Below are 22,859 nucleotides of genomic sequence, written 5' to 3'. Positions count from 1 at the left end.
TTCCTGAGCGAGCGAAGCGAGACGAAGGGCCCACGCATGAGCACCTCAGACCGTGACGTTCGCGGTGTCGACGACGCGGTCGCCCGCGGCGGGGAAAGCCGTGCGCGTCACGCCGGACTCGACGTTGGCGGTGTGCACGAGCGTCGACGACGGCCCGAAAGCCCCGTCGCCGAGTTCGATCGCGCCGCCCTCGAAGCGGTTGCCGACCGCGCGGTAGTGAGTGGCGCCGGTCGTGATCGACACGTGCGTCGCCGCCCCCTCGGCGCGGAACGTGCTGTCGGACAGCGCCACGTGCAGCTCGCCCGCTCCGGTGCGCGCCAGGCCCGTGCCGCCGACGTTCACGACGTCCGACCCCGCGACCTCGATGGTCTGGCGCTCCCCCCGCGCCGCCGCCACACGGGCGTTGCGCAGGGTCGAGCCCTCGAACCGCAGCCGCTCCGACTGCGACACGATCGGTGCGGCGTCGTCCGCTCCCACGAGCGTCGACCCCCGGAACGTCACGGCACCCGGGCCCGTGATCTTCAGCCCGCCCACTCCGTTGAGCACCGTGTCGACGAAGGTGACCGGGGTGGTGACGGCCGCACTCGTCAGCTCCCCGCCGGCCGCGACGAAGGTGACGTGCGAGCCCTCGATGAGGTTCGGCCGTGACGAGGCATCCGACTGCTGGGTGATGATGAGCGTGTCGGATGCCGTGCACCCGCGCAGTTGCGCACCGTCGGCGTTGATCCACAGCATGCCGGAGCCCGCGAGCGACGGCTTGCCGATGACCTGCACGTCTTCGAGCGTGAGGTCGGTGATGCGCACGCGGGCGACGAACCACGAGCACACGTGCTTGCGCACCGTGATGCGCTTGGCCGCCGAGCCCCACGCCGCGCCGGAGTTCGCGAAGGTCATGAGCCCCGAATTGCCGGTGTAGGTGAGGTCGTGCTCGTACTGCCCGTGGGTGACGAACGGTCCCTGGTCGTCACCGTCGCCGTGGCAGTTCTCGACGAGGCAGTAGGCGCTCGCGGTGAAGTCGTTGAGGTGGCGCGCGTTGGCCGTGTGGCAGTTCGCGACGTAGCCGTAGAGGCAGTAGATCTGCTGCGTCAGGTACCCGGCACCGCCCCAGGTCACCGAGGTGGGGTTCTTGAGCGTGCAGCTCACCGTCGAGTAGTAGGTGTTCCAGCGGCGCTGGATCAGCGGCCAGAAGGTGCCGGTTCCGTCGATGTGGTCGACGTCGCAGCGCACCGCGTACTCGAAGGCGAGGGGGTGCGACCCGGTGTACTCGTCGGTCCCGGTGCCGAGGAACTTCAGGTTCGAGACCGTCACGTCCTGCACGGGCAGCACGTGACGCCAGGTCATCGTGCGGTCGGCGGCGAGCGGCCAGCCGTTCTTGTAGTTGATGCGGATGTGCGTGCCGTCGACGATCTGCGTCACCTGCACCAGTCTCTGCAGCTCGCGCTCCCAGCGGCCGGCGAGCGCGTTCACCTCGGCCGCGTACCAGTCGCCGACCGTGAAGAACGACGAATCAGCGACCGGGAAGACGTCGCCGAGGTCGGGCACGACCTCGTTCAGGCGCGCCTCCTGCGCCGCACCCGTCACCTCGCCCTGGAAGAACATCACGGCGGCGAACGGGTCGTCCTTGCCGGCGTTCTCGATGCCGACGGTCGTCATCAGGTGGTTGCCGAAATCGAACGCGATGCCCGAGCGGCGGAAGATGTGCCGACGCACGAAGTTGAGGTCGCTGTGCGCCTCGACGCGGTGGATGCTCGGATCGTTCACCATCGCATCGAGCGCATCATCGGCGTTCACGCTCGCGTCCATGATCCCGAACGCGCGGAAGTCGACGACGCCGTGATGCACGAGCACCCACGCGCCCTCCTTCCGCGCGGCGATGACGGTGCCGCCGTTCACGGCCGGCGCGTCCTTCTTCACGAAGCGGTAGAGGCCGTGGCCACCGTCACCCGGCGCCGCGTAACCGCTCGTGCGTACGAGGTCGCCCGCCTTGCCCTTGAGCGAGGGCAGGTCGGTCGCGAGACCGGCGTTGCCGACGTCCTTCGAGCCCGAAGAGCTCATCGGCGCCACCGGGCCGGCGGCCTGCGCGGGTGTCTGCACCGCGACCGCCGCCACACCGCCGAGGGCGGCGGCGCCGAACCCGGCGAGCAGCACGCGTCTGCTCCGCAGCGCGGCGGTCGAGGTGGTGCTGTCGGTGTCGTGCGTGATCGTCATGTCGTACCTCCTTGCGGCAGCGTGGCCGCGGTCGGGCGTGCGGCCTCGCGGTCGTCACGCAACATCCGGTTCAGTCCCCAGAGCCCCCAGAGGTCTTCGGTTTCATGCCATCGACGCCAAGTGCGCGCGATCGACGGCATGGGCGAGCGGTCGGCCCGAAGAGAAGCGATCGAGCTCGTCGGCCACGATGCGGCCCTGGCGCAGCCGACCCTCGGTGGTGCCGGCCGCCCGGTGCGGCGTGAGCAGCGCGCCGGTCAGCGTGCGCAGCGGATGCTCCGCTCCGAGGGGCTCCTCGTCGAACACGTCAATCGCGGCGCTGAGACGCCCCGCTCGCACCTCGTCGACGAGCGCCTCCTCATCGACGAGCCAGGAGCGCGCGGTGTTCACGAGACCGGCGCCGTCGGGCATCAGCGCCAGTTCGCGACGTCCGATGAGATGGCGCGTCTCGGGCAGCGTCGGCGCGTGCACGGCGACGATCCGCGCCCGCTCCATGGCGTCGTCGAGCGCGACGAGTTCGGCACCCAGAGCGGACGCCGCGGCCCGATCGAGCGTCGGGTCGACGAGCAGCGGGCGCGCGCCCAGCAGCCGGATGAGTTCGAGGTAGGCGCGACCCGTGCGCGATGCCCCGATCACCGCGATCGGGGCATCGAGGATCTCGTGCTGCGCCGGGACGCCCGCGTCCCAGCCGCCGCCCCGCAGCCCGTTGTGCATCTCGGGCACGCGATGCAGCAGCGCGAGCGTGAAGGCGAGCGACACCTCCGCGACCGATCGCGCCATGCCCGCCCCCGCCTGAGCGACGACGACGCCCCGGTCGAACAGCTCCGCGGTCGCGAACGCCTTGATCGAGGCACCCGTGTGCGCGACGAGCTCGAGTCGCGGCATCCGGTCGAGCACTGCGGCGTCGAACGGATCGATGCCCCAGCTCGTGATCACGACGCGCACCTCGTCGAGCGGCGCATCCGTCAGCCGGTCCACCCGCACGAACGATCCCCCCAGCCGCCCGGCGGCCCCCTCGAGGCGATCGGCATCGTCGGGCGAGAAGAACTCCGCGTACAGCGCCTCGGGCACCACCGCGACCACGACGGGGAGGGCGCTCATCGCAACCAGTCCTCGCGGTGTGCGGCGATGAACGCGTCGTCGTTCAGCGCGGGGTAGGCCCGGCGCACACGGGCGATCTCCTCGGCCTGCCCGGGGGAGAGGCCCTCGGCGGGGTCGAGGCACCAGGTGCCCTCGAGCAGACCCTGCTGTCGCAGCATCTCGTGCACTCCCGCGATCACGCCGTGGAAGTCGTTGCCCGGGTCGAACACCGCCTGGTTGACGTCGACCATGTCGGAGGCGAGGAGGCTCAGCTCGCGATAGGCCGCGGCATCCCCCGCCATCGCGCGGTGCGCCTTCTCGAGCAGCCCGACCGCGGCGCGCGTTCCGACGGCCCACTGGCCCAGCAGTCCGCCGACGAAGCGCAGCGTGCGCGGCCCGTCGGGCGACTCGACGTGGAATTCCGCGAGCAGGTCGGCGACGATCGCATCGTCGTTGCCGGTGTACAGCGCGATCTCGTCGGCACGACCGGATGCCGCGACCCCGCGCACCAGTTCGAGGGTGCGGTAGCGATCGAAGGGCGCCGCCTTCACGGCCACGACCGCGGGGATCGCCGCGAACTCGCGCCAGAATTCGCGGTCGAGAACCGGTCCGCCGATCGCGGTCTGCAGGTAGAAGCCCACGAGCGGAAGCACCTCGCCGACGGCGCGGGCGCGGTCGAGCAGCGCGCGCTCGTCGGCACCCGCGACGCGCGGGCTGATGAGCACCGCGTCGTAACCGAGCGAGCGTGCGAGCTCGGCTTCGGCGACCGCCTGCGCGGTGTCGCCGGCCACCCCCGCGATGCGCACGAGGGCGGGATCGGAGCAGGCATCCATCTCCTCGGCCGCGAGCGCGAGCACCGGCTCGAAGAGGGCGTGCTCGGGGTCGCGGATCTCGAACTGCGTGGTGTGCACGCCGACGGCGAGGCCCCCGGCCCCGGCGTCGAGGTAGTAGCGCGACAGGGCGCGCTGGCGACGCTCGTCGAGTGTGCGATCGGCGGTCAGTGCGAGCGGATGCGCGGGGATCACCGCGCCGCGGGCCAGAGTGGCCGCGGCTTCGGGACGCAGCGACGGCACGGTCGCGGTACGCGCGGCGGAGGTCGCCATCAGAACTTCCCGTCCCGCACGGCCCACTTGGTGGGCTTGGCGATCATGGGCAGGCCGCCCGCGATCCAGTCGGCCTGCATCGCGATGAGCGTCTCGGCCGACACCGACGGGTAGCCGAACAGCGCCATGCACCGACGCGCATCGCTGAGCAGCGCGGTCGGCTGGGGCTCGTCGACAAGGTCGACCTCGCGGTCGAACAGCGCTCCGAAGCGGCGGGCGATCGGCTCGACGCTCAGCAGCTCGGGGCCGGTGAGGTTGATCGTGAACGGGTCGGTGGAGGCGTGGTTCAGGCTGCGCAGCACCACCTCGTTCGCGTACCCCTGCCAGATCACGTTGACGTTGGCGGTGGCGACCGACACCGGCTCACCCGCGTTCACCGCGCTGCCGATGTCGGCGAGCACGCCGTAGCGCAGATCGACGGCGTAGTTGAGGCGGATGATCGCGACCTTCGTCCCGCGCTCCTGCGCACCGAACTCGAAGACCCGCTCGCGTCCGAGGCACGACTGCGCGTACTCGCCGATCGGTGCGGGAGCGAGCTCTTCCGACGCTCCGCCCGACGACGCCGGCACGAAGGGGTAGACGTTCCCGGTCGACAGCACCGAGATCGCGCTGTCGCGGTAGCGGCGGGCGACCCGGTCGGGCAGCGCCGCGTTGACCTCCCACGCCCACGAGGCGTTGGTCGCGGCCCCGAACTTCGCCCCCACCATGAACACCACGTTCGGGGCATCCGGCAGCGACGAGAAGTCGTCGTTCTCGATGAGGTCGAACGGCACGACGCGCACGCCGGCCCTCTCGAGGCGGGCACGGATCTCGGCGTCGCCGAACCGCGAGACGGCATAGACCGCATCGGCCTCACGCCCCGCGGCATCCATCCCGCGACGGGCGAGCATCGCGAGGGTCGGGCCCATCTTTCCGCCGGCCCCGAGGATGACGAGGTCGCCCGAACCGCTCGCGAGGTCGTCGACGAGCGCGTCGCTCGGTGTCGCGAGGGCTTCCTCGAGATCGGCCTCGGAGGTGAAGTGGCGCTGAGGCATGTGGTGCTTTCCCTTCTTCTCAGCTGGTGTCTCTAGCCCTTGATGCCGGTGCCCGTGACGCCCTCCTGCACGTAGCGCTGAGCGATCAGGTACGCGAGGAAGATGGGCAGCAGCGCGACGACCGACCCCGCGAGCATCGTGCTCAACGGGACGTTCTGCTGCTGCAGCGACGAGATGCCGACGGTGAGGGTGAACATCGAGTTCGACTTGGCGATGATGAGCGGCCACAGGAAATCGTTCCAGTGCCACAGGAACACGAAGATGCCGAGGGTCGCGAGGATCGGCTTGCACAGCGGCAGGACGATGCGCAGGAAGATGCGGAACTCGCCCGCACCGTCGATCCGCGCGGCCTCGAACAGTTCGTCGGGCAGCCCCTGGATGAACTGGCGCATGAGGAACACGGCCTGCGCGTTCGCGAGCGTCGGCAGGATGAGGCCCCAGTAGGTGTCGATGCCGCCGAGGTTCGCCATCAGGATGAACGTCGGGATGAGGGTGACGTGGAACGGCACCATCACCATCGCGAGGAACGACCAGAACATCACCTCCTTGCCGCGGAAGCGCTTCTTGGCGAACGCGTACCCGGCGAGCGCCGACAGGAACAGCACGGCGACGACCGAGACGAGCGAGTAGACGAGCGTGTTGAACAGCCAGCCGAGGATGTTCTGCCCGCCCAGCACCTGCTCGTAGGACTCGAAGGAGATGTCGGTCCAGGGGATCAGCGATCCGGGAAGGTCGACTACCATGCCGGGCTTGAGGCTCAGCACGACCATCGCGTAGAAGGGGAAGAAGCTCAGGATGCCGGCGAGGCTCAGCCAGATCCACCGCACGACCACGCCCATGCGGGTGGGTTCGAGGGCGCGGAACGAGCGGTGGCGGCGCGGGGCGGCCGGCTTCTGCGGCGGCGCCGAGACCGGCGTCTGCGTGGGCGGCTGGATCAGGGCGGTCATTTCTGCTTTCCGATCACGAGGCGCTGGATGAGGGCGACCACGAGGGTCATGACGAAGAGGGCGACACCGACCGCGGCCGCGTAGCCGTAGTCGAAGTACCGGAAGCCCTGGTCGTAGAGCAGGTAGACGAGCGAGTAGCTGGCGTTCGCCGGCCCACCCTGGGTCATCACGTAGATGACGTCGAAGACCTGGAAGGCGGCGGTCGTCTCGATCACCGCGAGGAAGAAGAACGTGGGGCGCAGGTACGGCAGCACGATGTAGCGGAAGCGTTTCCACGCCCCTGCCCCGTCGACCAGCGCCGCCTCCTCGAGCTCGCGAGGGACGTCCTGCAGGGCCGCGATGATGATCATCATCCCGTAGCCGAACCGCGACCAGACCCCCACGACGACGATCGCCGGGATGACGAGCACGGTGCTGCCGAGCCACGAGCCGCCGAGCCCGAGCGGAGCCATGAGCTGCGACCAGGGCCCGTTGCTCGAGAAGATCCAGACGAAGATGCTGCCCGCGAGCACGAGCGAGGTGATGACGGGGAGGAAGAAGATCGACCGGAAGAACCGCGCGCCGCGGAACGCGCGTCGCACCCCCAGCGCCATGATCGTCGAGAGCGCCAGGGAGATCGGCACGGCGAAGACGGTGTAGACGAGCGTCGTGCCCATCGCCCGCCAGAAGAGCGGATCGGCGACGAGTCGCTGGAAGTGGTCGAGACCCCGCCACGCGATCTCACCGGAGATGTCGTAGTCGAAGAAGCTCAGCGCGACGCCGGCGATGCTGGGGCCGAAGCGGAACGCGATGAAGAGCAGGAAGGCGGGGAGCACGAAGAGGAACGCCACCCGCGCCTCGCGCCGGGCGAGCAGGCGGGTCACCGTGCCCTGCGGCTTCTTCGGCATGGTTGCCGTCGTCATGAGAACCTCACGTCGGGTCGGGAAGGGACGGGGGTGCGCAGCGGATGCCGCGGCGCACCCCCGCGGTCACTACTTGATGAGCGGGGCCGCGGCGGTCGCGGCATCCTTCAGCGCGTCGGCCGGGGACTTCTGACCCAGCAGCGCCGCCTGGATCTCGGGGGCGAGCACGCCCATGAGCGCACGCGAGCTCCCGTTCAGCTCGCCCACCGTCGTGTCGGGCACGTACTTCTCGACCTCGCCGAGGAGCGGGTCGTCGGCGTAGAGCGGCTCGGTGGTGCTGAGCGCCGAGAAGTACCCGGCGGCGGTGAGGTAGGGCTCGACGACCTCGGCGCTGGTGGCGTACTCGGCGAACTTCGCCGCGGCATCCTGCGCCTTCGATCCCTTGAGCACCGAGAGCGAACCGACCGTGCCGTAGGCCACCGACTTCTCATCGGTGAGCGGAGCGAGCACCTTGACGTTCTCCTCGCCCCAGAACGGAGCGACCTCGGTCACGCCGTTGTTCCAGGTGCAGGCGACCTTGCCCTGAGCGATCGCGGTCTGCTCGAGCGGCACGTTGGTGGTGAGCGCCTCGGGGTCGAGGGCCCCCGCCTCGGCCAGATCGGTGATGAAGGTGAGCGCCTCTTCGCCGGCCTTGCTGTCGAAGCCGACCTCGCCGTCGTCGTAGACCTGTCCCCCGGCCTGCCAGAGCAGCGGGTAGAAGGTGAGGTTGAGGGTGTTCTCCGCCGACGCCGGGTAGTTCAGCACGTACATGTCGGCCGCCGTGAACTTCGGCGCGATGTCGATGATGTCGTCCCAGGTCTCGGGGTACTCGGTCACGCCCGCGGCCTCGAAGGCGGCGGCGTTGCAGATGAGCGGCTGGGCGCTGGTCAGGATCGGCGCCCCGAGGATGTCGCCGTCGATCGTGACGGACTCCTTGACGTTGGGGAGCAGGTCGTCCTGCCGCTGCTCGCTGAGCAGGTCGTTGAGCGGGGCGATCGACGACTGGTACGCCGACAGCTGGTCGGGGATGAGGTAGACGACGTCCGGACCCTTGCCCGCGGCGATCGCCGTCTGCAGGGACTCGTCGCGATTGGCCCACGGGAAGATCTCGTAGTTCACGTCGATGCCGTCGTTCTCGGCCTCGAAGGCCTCGATCGTCGAGTCCCAGAAGTCCTTGTGCACCGCCTCGTCGGCGATGACCGGGTAGAGCCAGACCGTGATGCTCTGGTCTCCTTCAGCGGTGCTTCCTCCGCCGGCCGAACATCCGGCCAACAGGGTGGCGGTCGCGACTCCCGCGACGACGCCGGTGATCTTGCTGACGCGCATGGTGCTCCTTTGCTTGAACCGTGCTGAGTACGGTTCATTATGACATCGGGATGGGATAATTCGTCAAGGACAAGTTCTCAGACGGTTGTTTCCGCCGTGTTTCCGGCTCGAGAACGTCCGAGCCTGATCTGAGAATCCGGTGTGCTAACTTGTTCGCACACCGACCACGTCGATGAAGAGAGGACCGCACATGGGCGTGTCAGGCCAGCTGTCGATCGTCGCGCGATCCGCGCTGCAGCTCCGCGATGGCGGGCCCTCGACGGTCAACGACCTCTCCCGGTCGCTCGAGATCTCGCGCACCTCGGTCGAGAACGCCGTGTCGGTGCTGAGCGATTCGGGGCTGATCGTCGACGCCCCCGTCGCGAGCGTCGGCGGAGCCGGCCGCCCCGCGCGGCACTACTCGTTCCACGCCGAGGCGGGCACCGTCGTCGGAGTCGACATCGGCGTCGCGAGCGTGCGCGTGCTCCTCTCCGACCTCGCCGGCCGCGTGATCGCCCAGCGCAGCTTCCCCGGGGTCGAAGCGCACCCCGACGGCGCCGCCAAGCTCGCGGCCGTGATCGACGACGTGCGGCAGACACTGGGCGGAGCATCCGTCGCCTCGTCCCGCGTGCGGGCCATCGGCGTCTCGCTCCCCGGTCTGGTCGACGACGCCGGCCGCGTGGTGCTCTCGGTCGTGATCCCCGAGTGGTCGGGCGCCGACATCGGTGCGCAGCTGCGTCAGGCGTTCGGCTGCCCCGTCTCGGTCGACAACGGCGTGCGACTCGCCGCGGTCGCCGAGCACCACCTCGGGGTGGCACAGCTCGTCGACGACGTCATCTACCTCTCGGTGGGTAACCGCATCTCGATGGGACTCATCCTCGGCGGGCGCCCGCGGCGCGGCATCCACAACGCGGCCGGCGACATCGGCCGTCTCGCCTTCCGCGGCCTCAACACCGAGACCGGGCAGATCTCGTGGCGCACCGCCCCGACGGCCGCGGAGGTGTTCGCCGCCGCGCGGGCCGGGGACCGTGCCGCGCAGGACGAGCTGGACGCCTTCATCGAGGAGCTCGCGCACGGCATCGCGACCCTCACGATGACCGTCGACCCCGCCATGATCGTGATCGGCGGCGGTCTGTCGGCGGCGCACGAGCAGCTGCTCGATCCACTGCGCCAGGCGCTCCCCCGGCATCTCGGACTGCCGTTCCAGGTGCCCCTCGCCGAAGCGCGCCTCGGCGGCGAGGCCGCGGCGCACGGCGCGGTCGTGCACGCCTTCCAGCGGCACGCCGCCGACATCTACGGCATCGACGACATGCCGGTGCCGCCCATCACCCCGCTGCCGCACGACACGGCATCGCCCACCCCCGAGGAGACGAAGTGAGCACCCTGAAGGTCGGACTCATCGGAGCCGGCGGCATCTCGCGCGTGCACGCCGACGCCTGGAGGGCGCTGGGCGCACAGGGCTACGTGACCTCGCTGGCGGGTGCCGAGGAGATCGCCGAGGAGTACGGGTTCGAGCTCGTCGCCGATATCGACGCGCTGATCGACCTGGTGGACCTCGTCGACATCGTGACTCCCAGCAGCACGCACGCCGACTTCGCGCTGCGCGCCATCGCCGCCGGCCGCGACGTCGTCTGCGAGAAGCCGCTGGCGGCGACGTCGATCGACGCCGCACGGGTGACGGATGCCGCGGCCGCCGCGGGTGTGCGCCTCTTCCCCGCGCACGTCGTGCGTTACATGGGCGAGTACGCGCAGATCAAGGCCGCCGTCGACGCGGGGCGCATCGGAACTCTCGCCGTGCAGCGGTTCAGCCGGGCCGGTGCCGCGCCGCAGTCGCCGTGGTTCTTCTCCGAGAGCGCGGGAGGCGGGTTGATCCGCGACCTCATGATCCACGACATCGACCAGGCTCTGTGGTTCGCGGGAGACGTGTCGCAGGTGTTCGCGGTGCAGAACCCGCCGACGATCGACGACCGCGTGCCCGCTCCCGTCACCTCGCACATCGTGCTGACGCACGCGAACGGGGTCATCAGCCACATCCACGGCAGTTGGGTCGCGCCGGGCATCCCGTTCCGTACGAGCGTCGAGGTCGCGGGCTCCGAAGGACGCCTGCGATACGACAGCGCCGAGGATCGCACGCTGCGCACGGATGCCGCAGCCCTCCCCGGTGCCACCGACTACCTGCCGCCGATGTCGCCGCAGGACAGCCCGTACTACGCCGAGATCGCCGATTTCGTGGCAGCGCTGCGCGAGGGGCGGGAGGCGCGGGTGACACCGGCCGACGGCATCCGCGCGGTCGCCGTCGCCGAGGCGGCGATCGCGTCGATCGCCGCCGGGACGCCCGTCTCCCCCGTTCCCTCGCCGACCGAGGAGGTCGTCCGATGACCACGCCCCTGCGGATCGCCGTGCTGTCGTTCGCTCATACGCACGCCCTCAGCTACGTGCACGCCCTGTCGGCGATGCCCGGCATCGAGCTGATCGCGACCGACCCCGACGGGGCATCGGCGCCGGATGACGCGCCGCGCGGGGCCGCACTGGCCGCCGAGCTCGGCGTCGCGTACGTCGAGACCTACGACGAGGCGTTCGCCTGGAAGCCGGATGCCGTCGTCGTCGCGGCCGAGAACTCCCGGCACCGGGCGCTGGTCGAGCGCGCCGCCGCCGAAGGAGTGCACGTGCTGTGCGAGAAGCCGCTCGCGACGACGGTCGAGGATGCCGTCGCGATGCGCACCGCCTGCGACGACGCCGGAGTGATCCTCATGGTCGCCTACCCCGTGCGCTTCGCGCCCGCCGTGCGCGACGCGATCGCCGAGCTGCGCAGCGGACGCCTCGGCCGGGTGCTCGGTGTCACCGGCATCAACAACGGCAAGCTGCCGCAGGATCGCGCGTGGTTCACCGACCCGTCGCTGGCCGGCGGCGGGGCTCTCGTCGACCACGTCGTGCACTGCGCCGATCTGCTCGACGACCTCCTGGGTGAGCGCGCCGCGTCGGTGAGGGCCGTGTCGAACGGCATCCTGCACGGCCAGCGCGACCTCGCCGTCGAGACCGGAGGGCTCGTGACCCTGCAGTACCCGAGCGGCGTGATCGCCACGATCGACTGCTCGTGGAGCTGGCCGATGAGTTCGGCGACCTGGGGCGGACTCACCCTGCAGGTCGTCGCCGAGCGCGGCACCGTCACCGTCAGCCCGTTCGCGAAGGGTGTGGCCGGTCACGACGCCGCGGGAGAGACCTGGGACCCGATCGGCGCCGATCTCGATGCCCTGCTGCTCGAGGAGTTCGTCGCGTCCGTGCGCGCCGGGCGTCAGCCGCAACCCGACGCCGGTGTCGGCATCCGCACCGTCGAGATCGTGAAGGCCGCCCAGGCCTCCGCCGCTCGCGCGGGCGAGGTCGTCACCCTGTAGCCCGGCTGGCCCTTGTAGCCCGGCTGGCCCTTCGCTGAACTGGGTCCCTGAGCCTTGCCTGCGGCCCCCGCTCCGGGCGGAGATCATCGCGTTGGGCGGAAGCATCCACCCGATTCCTCCGCCCAACGCCGAGTTCTCCGCCCGAGACGTCACCCCTCCCCCGCGCACAACGCAGGAGTTCTCCCGCAGCACAGGAGCGGATGCCGCACACACTCCTCCCTTGCGCGAGAACTCCTCCCGAGCGCGCGGGCGGGGATGCTTCGGCAGGCTCAGCAACCCAGCTCCTAGACCCCCAGCACCCCTGCGCTGAACTGGGTTCGAAGGGTCCCACCCACGCGGGGATGCTTCGACAGGCTCAGCAACCCAGTTCCTTGACCCGCAGCGCCCCTGCGCTGAACTGGGTCCCTGAGCCTGTCGAAGGGTCCCCGCACGCAGAAACCTGCCAGAACCGAGGAGTATGCTCTCCCTTCGGGTCGAGTGACCCGATGAGTCCCGAAAGGCGGTGATGGCGATGTCCGACGATAGTAACGACGCCGCCCTCGCTGCGTCGCGACTCCCTGCGCTCGCGCGTTGAGCATCCGCTCCGCGTTCGCACGTCGATCTCCGCAGTCCCGGGTGGCGTCCTCCGCATCCTGACGAAACTGCGCGCCCGACCCCGGTCGGTGCGCGCCTGCGAGAGAAGAAGCACTCCCATGGCCCTGATCGACAACGGCGTGTACGTCCACGGACGTCGCGTGGAGACCCCCCAGAACCTCGACGAGACCTACCGCATCCTCGACTCCGTCGGCGGCATCGCGTGGATCGGCCTCTACCGACCGAGCCCCGAAGAGGTCGCCTCGGTCGCGCGCGAGTTCGATCTGCATCCGCTCGCCGTCGAAGACGCGCTCTCGGGCCACCAGCGCTCCAAGGTCGAGCGCTACGGCGACACGCTCTTCGCGGTGCTGCGGCCGGCGCGCTACCGCGACGAGCAGGAGTCCGTCGAGTTCGGCGAGCTGCACCTGTTCGTCGGCCCCGACTTCGTGGTGACGATCCGGCACGCCGAGTCGCCGAACCTCGCGGCCGTGCGGCGGCGGATGGAGGCGCACCCCGAGCTGCTCGCGATGGGACCCGAAGCCGTGCTCTACGCGATCCTCGACGAGGTCGTCGACGAGTACGAGCCGATCGTCGCGGGTCTCGAGAACGACATCGACGAGATCGAGGACCAGCTCTTCGGCGACAGCGACGACGACGCGCTCTCCCGGCGCATCTACGAGCTCTCGCGCGAGGTCATCAACTTCCAGCGGGCGGTGCACCCGCTCACCGGCATGCTCGAGTGGCTGCGCCGAGGGTCCGACAAGTACCGCATCGACGAGGAACTGCAGCGGTCGCTGCGCGACGTGCTCGACCACACGATCCGCGTGAACGAGCGGGTCGACTCGTTCCGCGCGATCCTCGAGAACGCGCTGCGCGTGCACTCCGCTCTCGTCGCCCGTCGTCAGACCGACACGAGCATCGCGCAGAACGACGAGATCAAGAAGATCTCCTCGTGGGCGGCGATCATCTTCGCCCCCACCCTCGTCGGCACCGTCTACGGCATGAACTTCGAGGTCATGCCCGAGCTGCACTGGGCGTTCGGCTACCCGCTCGCTCTCGGTGCGATGGCGGCGTTCGCGATCGGTCTCTTCGGGATCTTCAAGTACAAGCGCTGGCTCTGAGCGCGGCGCCGCGCGCCCCGGGAGGAGAACTCGGCTTCCGCAGGAGGCATCCGCTCTTTCGATCCTGCCGAGCGTGAGATCTCCTCCCGTTGCGTGGCCGCATGCACGACGTCGGATGCTGTGGATAGGGTCGGAGGCGTGTCCGACACCACCGCCCCCACCGCTGCATCCGATCTCGCCCGCCTCGCCGACCTGCTCGCGGGCGGCGACCCGCTGACCTGGGTGATCACCGGAGACTCGATCACCCACGGCCTCGTCTTCACGCAGGGCGGCCGCAGCTACGCCGAGCACCTGCACGAACTCGTTCGCGGTGAGCTCGAGCGGGTGCGCGACATCGTCGTGAACTCGGCGATCAGCGGGCACCGGATCGTCGACATCCTCGGAGACTTCGAGCGCCGGGTGTCGTCGTGGCGGCCCGACGTCGTGACGCTGATGATCGGCACGAACGATCTCTCGACCGGTGGACCGCAGCCGGTCGTCTCACCCGAGGAGTACGCCGCCTCGCTGCGCGAGTTCGTCGCACGGGTGCGGGCGCTCGGCGCGATCGCGGTACTGCAGACCCCGCCGCCGATCGACGTCGCCAACGCTCCGGAGCGCGCCCGCGTCGCCGAATTCGCGGATGCCGTGCGGCAGGTCGCCGCGAGCGAGGACGTCGTCCTCGTGGATCAGTACGCCCGGCTCATCGAGCTCGGCGCCGGCGGAATCCCGTGGGGCCTGATGGGCGACCCGTTCCACCCGAACGCGGCGGGGCACGCCGCCCTCGCGCTCGAGATCGCGACGGTGCTCGGCATCCGCCCGAAGCCGGAGCGCTCACGCACGCTGCCGCTGCTCGAGGCGCAGGTCGGCGCGGCGCGCATCTACAGTTGAGCGGTCGCGCGGGGCGGCCCTTCGACAGGCTCAGGGACGCCGTGGGGCGGAAGAAACCGGGTCGCTGAGCCTGTCGAAGCGTCCCGCGGCAAGAGCCTCAGGCGTCGTCGCGGCTGATGTGGTCGAGCAGCGCGTCGCCCGAGGCGAAGGAGATCGTCTCGACCCCGTCGTCTTCGGCGACCTCGACGCCGTCGACCTCGAGTTCCTCGTCGAGCTGCACGAGGATGCGCGAGTCGGGGAACTGCCGCGGGGCGTCGAACGACACGAGCACGGCATCCGCGAAGACGACGACCGACGCGGCCTCCATGTCGTCGCGCAGGTCGATGCGCTCGCTGACCTCGGACTCGCCGACGGCCTCCTCGATGTCGGACGCGGCCTCGTCGACGATCGCGCGCCAGCGCTTCTCGGTGATCGACAGGATGCGCTCGACTCCCGCGACCAGCTCCTCGACGTCGGCCTCGGCATCCGCATCGCCGTCTTCGATCTCGGGGTCGATGTTGACGGTGACGTCGGTGCCGGCGGCCTCGAGGTGGGCGCGGCCGTGCACGATGCCGTCCTCGGCGACCGGTTCGTCGAGGTGGCCGCTCTCGATGACGGCGGCCAGGAGTTCGTCGAGTGCAGTGGTCATGTTCCCATCCTTGCCGACAACTCCTCGCTCCGGTCTGGCTATGATTAATTCATGTCGTCAAGTAACCCCGTTCCGGACAGCGCCGTTCCGGAAGCCACGCACCTGCGCAACGGAGGCGTGAGCCTCGTCGTCACGACCGACCTGTTCGGCGCCCCGACCATCGCGCACTGGGGTGCACCGCTGACGGATGCCGACATCCCCGGCCTCCTCGCGACCGCCACCCCGGCCGTGATGAACAGCTCTCTCGACGTGGCCCGCTCGTTCTCGATCGCGCCCGGCCGCGCGCACGGATGGTCCGGCACTCCGGCGATCGAGGCGACCGCAGCGGACGCCGTGATCGACGGGTTCGCGCGGACGCGGACGGTGCAGACGGATGCCGCGAGCGCGAGCTTCGTGCTGGTGGATGCCCGCGCCACCGTCGAGGCGACGTTCACGTTCGCGCTCGACGAGGCCGGTGTGCTGCACTCCTCCGTGGTCCTCGAGAACATCGGCGCCGAGCATCCGGTCGACGTCGCCGCCGTGCGCTCGCTGCTGCCGCTGCCCGCCCGCGCCGCCGAGGTCGTCGACTTCACGGGCCGCTGGACGAACGAGAAGGTGTCGCAGCGCGCGGCGATCCACGACGGCACCTGGCTGCGATCGTCGCGTCGCGGACGCCCCGGCCACGACTCCTCGTTCCTGACCCTGACCGGCACCGAGGGCTTCCGCTTCCGCTCGGGCGAGGTCTGGGCCGCGCACCTCGCGTGGGGCGGCAACCAGGAGATGCTGGTCGAGCGTCTGCCCGAGGGCGCCGGAGCCCACCGCTCGGTGCTCGGCGGCGGCGAACTCGTCGATGCGGGCGAGGTGCGCCTGCAGCCCGGCGAGACGTACGGCTCGCCCGAGCTGCTCTCGACCTGGAGCGACGAGGGGATCGACGGCGTGACCGCCCGGTTCCACGCGTCGATCCGGTCGCGCCCGAGCCACCCGAAGACCCCACGGCCGCTGCTGCTCAACACGTGGGAGGCGGTGTACTTCGACCACGACCTCGACACCCTCACCGCGCTCGCGACGACCGCCGCCGAGCTGGGCGTGGAGCGCTTCGTGCTCGACGACGGCTGGTTCCGCGGACGCCGAGACGACCATGCGGGCCTCGGCGACTGGTTCATCGACGACGACGTGTGGCCCGAGGGGCTCGCACCGCTCTCGGCGCGCGTGCACGACCTCGGCCTCGAGTTCGGCCTGTGGTTCGAGCCCGAGATGGTGAACCCCGACTCCGACCTGGCGCGACAGCATCCGGACTGGCTGCTCGGCGAGAACCCGCTGCTCGCCTCGCGCCACCAGTTCGTGCTCGATTTCTCGCGCGACGACGTCGTCGACTACATCGTCGAGCGGCTCGACGACGTGATCACGCGCGCCCGCGTGGACTTCGTCAAGTGGGACCACAACCGCGACCTGCACGCCTCGCTCGACGCGCGCGGCCGCCGCCGCGTGCACGCCCACACGCTCGGGGTGTACCGCGTGCTCGACGAGATCCGCCGCCGGCATCCGCGTCTCGAGATCGAATCGTGCGCCTCGGGCGGCGGGCGCACCGACCTCGGCACCCTCGCCCGCGCTGACCGCATCTGGGCCTCGGACTGCAACGACCCGATCGAGCGCCAGAGCATCCAGCGCGGCACGCAGACGCTGCTGCCGCCCGAGCTGATCGGCGCGCACGTCGGCCCGACGGTCTCGCACACCACCGGTCGGCACGCGTCGTTCGCATTCCGCGCCGCGACCGCCCTGTTCGGTCACGCCGGCCTCGAGTGGGACCTGACGACGGCATCCGATGACGACCGCGCCGCGATCGCGGCCTGGACCGCCCTGTACCGCGAGCTGCGGGGACTGCTGCACTCGGGCGTCACGGTGCGCGGCGACGACGTCGACCCCGGCAGCCTGCTGCACGGCGTCGTGAGCGCCGACCGCGAGGAGGCCGTGTTCGCGTGGGTGCGCACCGAGACAAGCGCGACCGCGCAGTCGCCGCGCGTACCGATCCCGGGCCTCGACCCCGCGGCGACGTACCGCGTGCGGGTGCGCGACGAGATCGGCGGGGCGCACCGCCACCAGGTCGCCGACCCGGCGTGGCTCGCGGCATCCGACCTCACCGTCACGGGCGCGGTGCTCGCGCAGGGCCTCCCCCTGCCGGTGCTGAACCCCGGCAACGCACTGCTCCTGCACTTCACGGCCGTCTGACCCGCGGCATCCGGGCGATCTCGGATGCATCCGCGTTGACAAGGAAACTGAGTTGACTCATAATTGAGTCAACTCGACCTTGGGAGACGCTACATGCGCGCGTTCGCGTTCGACACCTACTCACAGCCGCTGCACGAAGTCGCAGCGCCCGAGCCCGAACTCGGCGTGCGCGACGTGCTCGTGCGCGTCGAGGCGGCCGGCGTCAACCAGTTGGACGAGAAGATCCGCGCGGGCGAGTTCAAAGCGATCCTGCCCTCCCCGCTGCCCCTCGTCCTCGGCCACGACGTCGCTGGCACCGTGCTGCGCGTCGGGTCGGAGGTCACGGGATTCGCCGCGGGCGACCGCGTGTTCGCCCGCCCCCGCGACCAGCGGATCGGGACGTTCGCCGAGCGCATCGCGATCGATCAGGCCGACCTCGCCCCCGCGCCCGCGTCGATCAGCATCGTCGAGGCCGCATCACTGCCGCTCGTGGCGCTGACGGCATGGCAGGCACTCGTCGAGAGGGCGAACGTGCAGGCCGGTCAGAAGGTGCTCATTCACGCCGGCGCCGGCGGAGTCGGCTCGATCGCGATCCAGCTCGCGAAGCATCTCGGCGCGCACGTGGCCACCACGGCATCCGTGAAGAATGCGGACTTCGTGCGCGAACTCGGGGCCGACGTGGTGATCGACTACCGTACCCAGGACTTCGAGGAAGAACTCTCGGGTTACGACCTCGTACTCGACAGCCTCGGCGGTGAGAACCTCGAGAAGTCGCTGCGCGTCCTGCGCCCCGGCGGAAAGGCGATCGGGATCGCGGGGCCTCCCGACCCCGCCTTCGCTCGCGCGGCGGGACTCAACCCCCTGCTCCGCCTCGCGATCGCGGCGCTGAGCCGCAAGGTCCGCGCGCGGGCGAAGAAGCTCGGCGTCGGCTACGAGTTCCTGTGGATGAGGGCCGACGGCTCGCAGCTGCGAGAGATCGCCGCGCTCGTCGACAGCGGCAGCATCCGCCCCGTCGTGGGCGCGACGTTCCCGTTCGACGAGACCCCGCAGGCCCTGACCGCACTCACGCGCGGTGGCCTGCGCGGCAAGGTCGTCATCACGGGCGCGGGTGCGGTCGCCTGACCCGCCCTCGCACCATCCAGAACGGACGAAGAGGAACTCGATCATGACCGAAGACACCCCACCCATCACCTCCTACGCGCAGGCTCCGACCCGATCGATCACGGTCGGCGGCAAGAAGTTCGCGTACCGCGAGCTGGGCCCCGCAGAAGATGTACCGGTCGTCTTCTTCGCGCATCTCGCCGCGACCCTCGACAACTGGGATCCGCGCATCGTCGACGCCATCGCCGAGACTCGGCACGTCATCACGTTCGACCAGCAGGGCGTCGGCGCGTCAGGCGGCACCGTGCCGCCCACGCTCGAGGAAGCTGCAGACGATGCGTATGCGTTCATCCGCCGGCTCGGCTACGACACCGTCGACGTCTTCGGGTTCTCGATGGGCGGAATGATCGCCCAGGACCTGGTCGTCGCGCATCCCGAACTCGTGCGCAAGCTCGTGCTCACCGGCACGGGACCGCGGGGCGGAAAAGACATGGACAAGGTCGTGGGTGTGACGTACTGGGACATCTTCCGGTCGGTCCTCACCCGATCCGACCCCAAGGAGTTCCTCTTCTTCAACCGCGACGCGGTCGGCAAGCGGGCGGGCAAGGCGTTCGTCGAGCGTCTCGAGGAACGCGCGATCGACCGGGATGCGCCCATCGGAAACAAGGCGTTCAGCACGCAGCTCAGGGCGATCCAGCGCTTCGGCCGCTCCGCCCCGTCGGACCTGTCGGTGATCACGCAACCGACGCTCATCGCCAACGGCGACAACGACCGCATGGTGCCGTCGATCCTCTCCGAGGATCTGCACCGGCGCATCGCGGGGTCGGAGCTGATCATCTATCCGAACTCCGGGCACGGCGGCATCTTCCAGTACTGGGAGAAGTTCGCCCCGGTCGCCGCGAGGTTCCTCGCCGCCTGACGGCCTTCGGCATGCGAAAGAGGGCGCCACCGCTCGGTGGCGCCCTCTTTGCCGTGGAAGGCTCAGCCCTGCGCGAGCTGCGGGTAGACCACCTCGAGCGGAGCCGAGAGTCCGGCCTTGGCCTGCACCGAGGTCTGGTCGGCGAGAACCTCGTACCCGCCGGCCTCGAGCGTGTCGAAGATCTGGGTGACGAGGTCGGCAGGGTCGAGCTTCGGGCTGGTGGCGTGCGCCGCCATCGCGGTGTCGACGTACCCGACGTGCACGCCGACGACCTGCACCCCGGCGGGCTGCAGCTCGAGCCGCAGCGAGTTCGTGGCCGACCAGAGGGCCGCCTTCGTCGCCGAGTAGATGCCGGCGACGGCGTACCACGACAGGGCCGAGTGGATATCGATGATGGCGGTCTCCCCGCCGTGGGCCGAGAGCAGCGGGGCGAAGGCCCGAGCGAGGAACAGCGGTCCGAGGAAGTTCGTCTCGACGTTGTGGCGGATCTCCTCGTCGGTGTGGGTGAGGATGCCGGGGGTGGGCGTCGAGGCACCGGCGTTGTTCACGAGCACGGTGACGTCGGATGCCGCGGCGACGACGGCCGCGATCGACGCCGGGTCCGTGACGTCGAGAGTGAGCGGAACGACGCGCGGGTCCGCCCACTCGCGGGGCTGGCGGGCGGTCGCGTAGACCTTCGCGGCGCCCCGGGCGAGTGCCTGCTCGACGAGATGCGTTCCGATGCCTCCGTTCGCTCCGGTGACGAGGACGACGGCGTGGGTGAGGGAGGTCATGAGGACTTCTTTCGGCTCGTGGAACAATGATTCCTGTCGCTCGTGACCCGCACTGTCGCGACTACACTCATAACTGAGCCTGGTCAGAATCTATTCCGAGGGGAGTCTCGTGCCCGCAGAGAGCGCACCCGTCGGAAGACGCGAACGGAACAAGCAGCAGAAGCTCGAGCGCATCGTGGCCGCGGCCGCCGAGCTCTTCTCCGAGCGCGGAGTCGACGAGGTGACGACGCAGCAGATCGCCGATGCGGCGGACATCGGCACCGGCACACTGTTCCTGTACGCCAAGACCAAGGGCGAGCTCCTGCTGCTCGTGCAGAACTCGCACTACGCCGACGCGCTCGAGCGCGGCCGCGCGGCTTCCGCCGATGCCCGCACGCCCCTCGACGGCGTGATGGCGCTGGCGACGCCCATCATCGAGTGCAATCGGGTGCAGGTCGAGAACGGACGCACCTACCTGCGGGAGATGGTCTTCGGCGACCCGACCGAACCGCATCACGCCGCGGCGCTCGCCATCGTCGGGGAGACCGAGCAGGCTCTCGCCGGGACCCTCTCCCGCCTCGCAAGCATCTCCGCCGCCGAGGCCTCGGCCCTGGCGCGGGTGGTCTCGTCGATCATGTTCCTCACCATGTCGTCCAGCGATGCCGAGGTCGACGTCACGCAGATCGTCGAGGGCGTTCGCGGGCAGATCTCGGCGATCCTGCCCCGCTGACCCCGCCCCGGACCCGAAGGTCCGAGGCGCTCAGGTGTCGCGCGCGGATCAGCTCCGGAGCGCGCGACGGAAGGCCAGCACGGATGCTCCCACGAGGAGCAGGATCGCGCCCACGCCGCCGACGAGCCACGGGGCGTCGCCGCCGGTGATGGCGAGGGTCGCGCCGGTCTGCGCGACGGGTGCATCCGGCGTCTCGGGCAGCTCCGGCGCCGCCACGACCGAGAGCGAAGCCGAGTCGCTCCCGGCGATGGGCTCGCCGTGCGGGTCGGTCGCCGTGCCGCTCGCGCCGTTGGTGACGGTGCCGATGTCGGCGACCGCCGCCTCGTACTCGACCGTGCAGGTGAGCGTCTCACCGGGAGCGAGCGTGACCGGTGCGGTCTTGTCGCAGGTCAGCTCGTCGAGCGGTGTCGCGCCCGTGAAGTCGACGTCCGAGAGCGCCACGTCCGACAGCGTCAGGGTGCCCGCGTTCGTGGCGGTCAGCGTGTACAGCACGGTGTCGCCGACGGCCGCAGTCGGGCTGTCGACCGTCTTCACGACGTCGAGCAGTCCGGTGCCCGGGGTGTCGAGCAGCGCGGTCGAGGAGTTCGCGTCGACGGTCACCGAAGTGCCGACGACGCCGGCCGACGCGGTCGCCTCGTTCGAGACCAGTCCCTCATCGATGTCGGCCTGGGTCACGACGTACGGGGCATGGCATGTGGTCGACTCGCCGACCGCGAGCGTGGTGACCGGGCAGACGATGTCGCCCAGCTCGCCCGTTCCCGTGAACGTCGTCTCATCGATCACGAGGTTCTCGACGGGCAGTGCGCCGTCGTTGGTGACGGCGAAGTCGTAGACGACCGTGTCGCCGACGGATGCCGTGGCGGGCGACACCGACTTGACGAGGCCGAGCGACGCCTGCTTGGCGGTGTTCGTCACGACGCAGTCGACCGAGTCGCCCGCGGCGAGCGTGAGCTGCTGCGCCGGATCGGTGCCGGTCGGGAGCACGGTGGTGCTGCCCTCGGTGTTGTTGGTGCACGTCCACGCCGCGTCGTAGTAGTCCAGCGGGCTCGGCGCTCCGGCGGTGACCGCCTCGGAGAGCGTGAACGCACCGCTCGGGATCACGGTGGTCGTGGGGGTGGCGGCGGTGTCATCGGCGCCGGTGGTGGCGGTCGCGAGAGCGACGCCCTCCGGCGAGGTGACCTGCACGTCGAACGAGTCGAGCGGGTCGACGCGACTGTCGACACTCTTCTCGAGCGTGAGGGTGGAGGTGCGGATGCCGAAGGCGAGCGCTTCGCGCTCACCGGCCGAGTTCAGGTAGAGCGTGCCGGAGATCGAGGTGGCCGACGGAGCGGCGAGGATGGAGCCAAGGGCGCCGGGAGTCCCCGCGGACGCGGGCTGGCATTGCGCGGCGTGCGTTCCGTCTCCCGGGAGCGGCATGGTGCACCCACCGCCCGTGGTTGCGACGGGCATGCTGTCGATCATCGTGAGCGGCTGATCCGAATCCCAGAAGATCCGCTCACCGAAGTTCCCGACGAAGGCATCCGGAGTCTCGGGGGCGGCCGTGACGAGGTCGTAGCCGGTCACCGGCACGCCCCCCAGCGAGACCTCGACGTCGACGATGTTGATCTGCACGGAGCCGAACGAGGCGCCGCGGTTGGCGTAGAGGTAGGGCAGGCCCGGGATGCCGTCGTAGTAGTCCCCGTTGCCCATCGGGAAGAACGGGTCGGTCGACGGTCGCGCCTCGACGCCGCGCGGCTGCCACCCCATGCCCGTGGGCCGCTGGGTGACCGTGTAGGCGATGTCGTACTCGCCGAGCGTGGTCTCGAACCGCTGCCCCTCAGCGGTCAGGCCGATGGACTGGTCGTACCCGGCGAAATCGAACCAGCAGATCGAGTCGGTGAACTTGCCGCCGGTGCCCTCTTCCGCGTAACCGCATGTGGCATCGATGGGCGCCGCGGTCGCCGGTGCGGCCGCCACCCCCGTGAGCAGCAGCGATACCAGCGTCGCCGCACCGGCCAGCGCCGATATCTTCGTGAACTTCATTTCTCCCCCTGGAGT

Annotated in this window: 19 protein-coding genes; 9 read left to right on the top strand and 10 right to left on the bottom strand. The window is 70.1% G+C overall.

What is annotated here, in order from left to right; genetic code table 11:
* Positions 1-45: 45 nt before the first annotated feature.
* The 7 genes from ACTJKK_RS11025 to ACTJKK_RS10995 all read right to left on the bottom strand — a co-directional run bounded on the left by ACTJKK_RS11025 (position 46) and on the right by ACTJKK_RS10995 (position 8,576).
* Positions 46-2,208: a peptidase C14 gene (locus ACTJKK_RS11025; RefSeq protein WP_440748011.1), complete on the bottom strand. Its 2,163-nt coding sequence runs from the start codon at positions 2,206-2,208 to the stop codon at positions 46-48.
* Positions 2,209-2,310: 102 nt separating this feature from the next.
* Positions 2,311-3,306 (bottom strand): hydroxyacid dehydrogenase, encoded by a 996-nt coding sequence (locus ACTJKK_RS11020; RefSeq protein WP_440748010.1) that lies wholly within the window; start codon positions 3,304-3,306, stop codon positions 2,311-2,313.
* Positions 3,303-4,388, bottom strand: a complete 1,086-nt coding sequence (locus ACTJKK_RS11015) for a dihydrodipicolinate synthase family protein (RefSeq protein ID WP_440748009.1) — start codon at positions 4,386-4,388, stop codon at positions 3,303-3,305. Before ACTJKK_RS11015 ends, ACTJKK_RS11020 begins: the two co-directional genes overlap by 4 nt.
* The gene (locus tag ACTJKK_RS11010) at positions 4,388-5,422 is read right to left on the bottom strand and encodes an NAD-dependent epimerase/dehydratase family protein (protein WP_440748008.1); all 1,035 of its coding nucleotides are present in this window, start codon (positions 5,420-5,422) and stop codon (positions 4,388-4,390) included. Before ACTJKK_RS11010 ends, ACTJKK_RS11015 begins: the two co-directional genes overlap by 1 nt.
* Before the next feature lie 32 nt (positions 5,423-5,454).
* Complete coding sequence (locus ACTJKK_RS11005; RefSeq protein WP_247623874.1) at positions 5,455-6,369, bottom strand: carbohydrate ABC transporter permease; 915 nt, start codon at positions 6,367-6,369, stop codon at positions 5,455-5,457.
* Positions 6,366-7,271 carry a carbohydrate ABC transporter permease gene (locus ACTJKK_RS11000; protein ID WP_247633275.1) on the bottom strand — a complete coding sequence of 302 codons (906 nt, stop codon included), beginning with the start codon at positions 7,269-7,271 and terminating at the stop codon, positions 6,366-6,368. Before ACTJKK_RS11000 ends, ACTJKK_RS11005 begins: the two co-directional genes overlap by 4 nt.
* A gap of 69 nt (positions 7,272-7,340) precedes the next feature.
* Positions 7,341-8,576, bottom strand: a complete 1,236-nt coding sequence (locus tag ACTJKK_RS10995; protein WP_440748007.1) for an ABC transporter substrate-binding protein — start codon at positions 8,574-8,576, stop codon at positions 7,341-7,343.
* Between the two features lie 190 nt (positions 8,577-8,766).
* On the opposite strand from ACTJKK_RS10995, the gene ACTJKK_RS10990 reads away from it, so the two are divergent.
* The 5 genes from ACTJKK_RS10990 (at position 8,767) to ACTJKK_RS10970 (ending at position 14,508) form a co-directional block, all read left to right on the top strand.
* On the top strand, positions 8,767-9,933 hold the full coding sequence (locus ACTJKK_RS10990; protein WP_440748006.1) for an ROK family protein: 1,167 nt from the start codon (positions 8,767-8,769) through the stop codon (positions 9,931-9,933).
* Entirely contained in the window at positions 9,930-10,934 is a 1,005-nt protein-coding gene (locus ACTJKK_RS10985) for a Gfo/Idh/MocA family protein (RefSeq protein WP_440748005.1), read from the top strand. The genes ACTJKK_RS10990 and ACTJKK_RS10985 overlap by 4 nt, the downstream gene beginning before the upstream one ends.
* Entirely contained in the window at positions 10,931-11,947 is a 1,017-nt protein-coding gene (locus ACTJKK_RS10980) for a Gfo/Idh/MocA family protein (RefSeq protein ID WP_440748004.1), read from the top strand. Before ACTJKK_RS10985 ends, ACTJKK_RS10980 begins: the two co-directional genes overlap by 4 nt.
* Before the next feature lie 692 nt (positions 11,948-12,639).
* On the top strand, positions 12,640-13,641 hold the full coding sequence (gene corA, locus ACTJKK_RS10975) for a magnesium/cobalt transporter CorA (RefSeq protein WP_247633280.1): 1,002 nt from the start codon (positions 12,640-12,642) through the stop codon (positions 13,639-13,641).
* Between the two features lie 138 nt (positions 13,642-13,779).
* Complete coding sequence (locus tag ACTJKK_RS10970; RefSeq protein ID WP_440748003.1) at positions 13,780-14,508, top strand: SGNH/GDSL hydrolase family protein; 729 nt, start codon at positions 13,780-13,782, stop codon at positions 14,506-14,508.
* 97 nt (positions 14,509-14,605) lie between these two features.
* Here the strand turns inward: ACTJKK_RS10970 and ACTJKK_RS10965 are convergent, their stop codons facing one another.
* Positions 14,606-15,136 (bottom strand): cytochrome C5, encoded by a 531-nt coding sequence (locus ACTJKK_RS10965; RefSeq protein WP_336641294.1) that lies wholly within the window; start codon positions 15,134-15,136, stop codon positions 14,606-14,608.
* A 51-nt stretch (positions 15,137-15,187) separates the two neighbouring features.
* Here ACTJKK_RS10965 and ACTJKK_RS10960 point away from each other — a divergent pair, with 51 nt between their 5' ends.
* The 3 genes from ACTJKK_RS10960 (at position 15,188) to ACTJKK_RS10950 (ending at position 19,340) form a co-directional block, all read left to right on the top strand.
* Positions 15,188-17,341: an alpha-galactosidase gene (locus ACTJKK_RS10960; RefSeq protein WP_440748002.1), complete on the top strand. Its 2,154-nt coding sequence runs from the start codon at positions 15,188-15,190 to the stop codon at positions 17,339-17,341.
* A gap of 93 nt (positions 17,342-17,434) precedes the next feature.
* Positions 17,435-18,442: an NADP-dependent oxidoreductase gene (locus ACTJKK_RS10955; protein WP_440748001.1), complete on the top strand. Its 1,008-nt coding sequence runs from the start codon at positions 17,435-17,437 to the stop codon at positions 18,440-18,442.
* Between the two features lie 43 nt (positions 18,443-18,485).
* A complete protein-coding gene (locus ACTJKK_RS10950) occupies positions 18,486-19,340 on the top strand; it encodes an alpha/beta fold hydrolase (RefSeq protein ID WP_440748000.1) in 855 nt (284 codons plus the stop codon).
* A 62-nt stretch (positions 19,341-19,402) separates the two neighbouring features.
* Here the strand turns inward: ACTJKK_RS10950 and ACTJKK_RS10945 are convergent, their stop codons facing one another.
* Positions 19,403-20,113: an SDR family oxidoreductase gene (locus ACTJKK_RS10945; RefSeq protein ID WP_247623886.1), complete on the bottom strand. Its 711-nt coding sequence runs from the start codon at positions 20,111-20,113 to the stop codon at positions 19,403-19,405.
* 109 nt (positions 20,114-20,222) lie between these two features.
* Here ACTJKK_RS10945 and ACTJKK_RS10940 point away from each other — a divergent pair, with 109 nt between their 5' ends.
* Positions 20,223-20,822, top strand: coding sequence for a TetR/AcrR family transcriptional regulator (locus tag ACTJKK_RS10940; RefSeq protein ID WP_440747999.1), 600 nt, complete (start codon positions 20,223-20,225; stop codon positions 20,820-20,822).
* A gap of 48 nt (positions 20,823-20,870) precedes the next feature.
* On the opposite strand, the gene ACTJKK_RS10935 is transcribed toward ACTJKK_RS10940, so the two are convergent.
* Positions 20,871-22,844, bottom strand: coding sequence for a DUF7507 domain-containing protein (locus ACTJKK_RS10935; protein ID WP_440747998.1), 1,974 nt, complete (start codon positions 22,842-22,844; stop codon positions 20,871-20,873).
* Positions 22,845-22,859: the final 15 nt, after the last annotated feature.

This window comes from Microbacterium sp. 22179 (assembly GCF_052045715.1).
In the GTDB taxonomy this organism is placed as follows: Bacteria; Actinomycetota; Actinomycetes; order Actinomycetales; family Microbacteriaceae; genus Microbacterium; species Microbacterium galbinum.
This window is presented reverse-complemented; position numbering and strand designations above follow the sequence as displayed.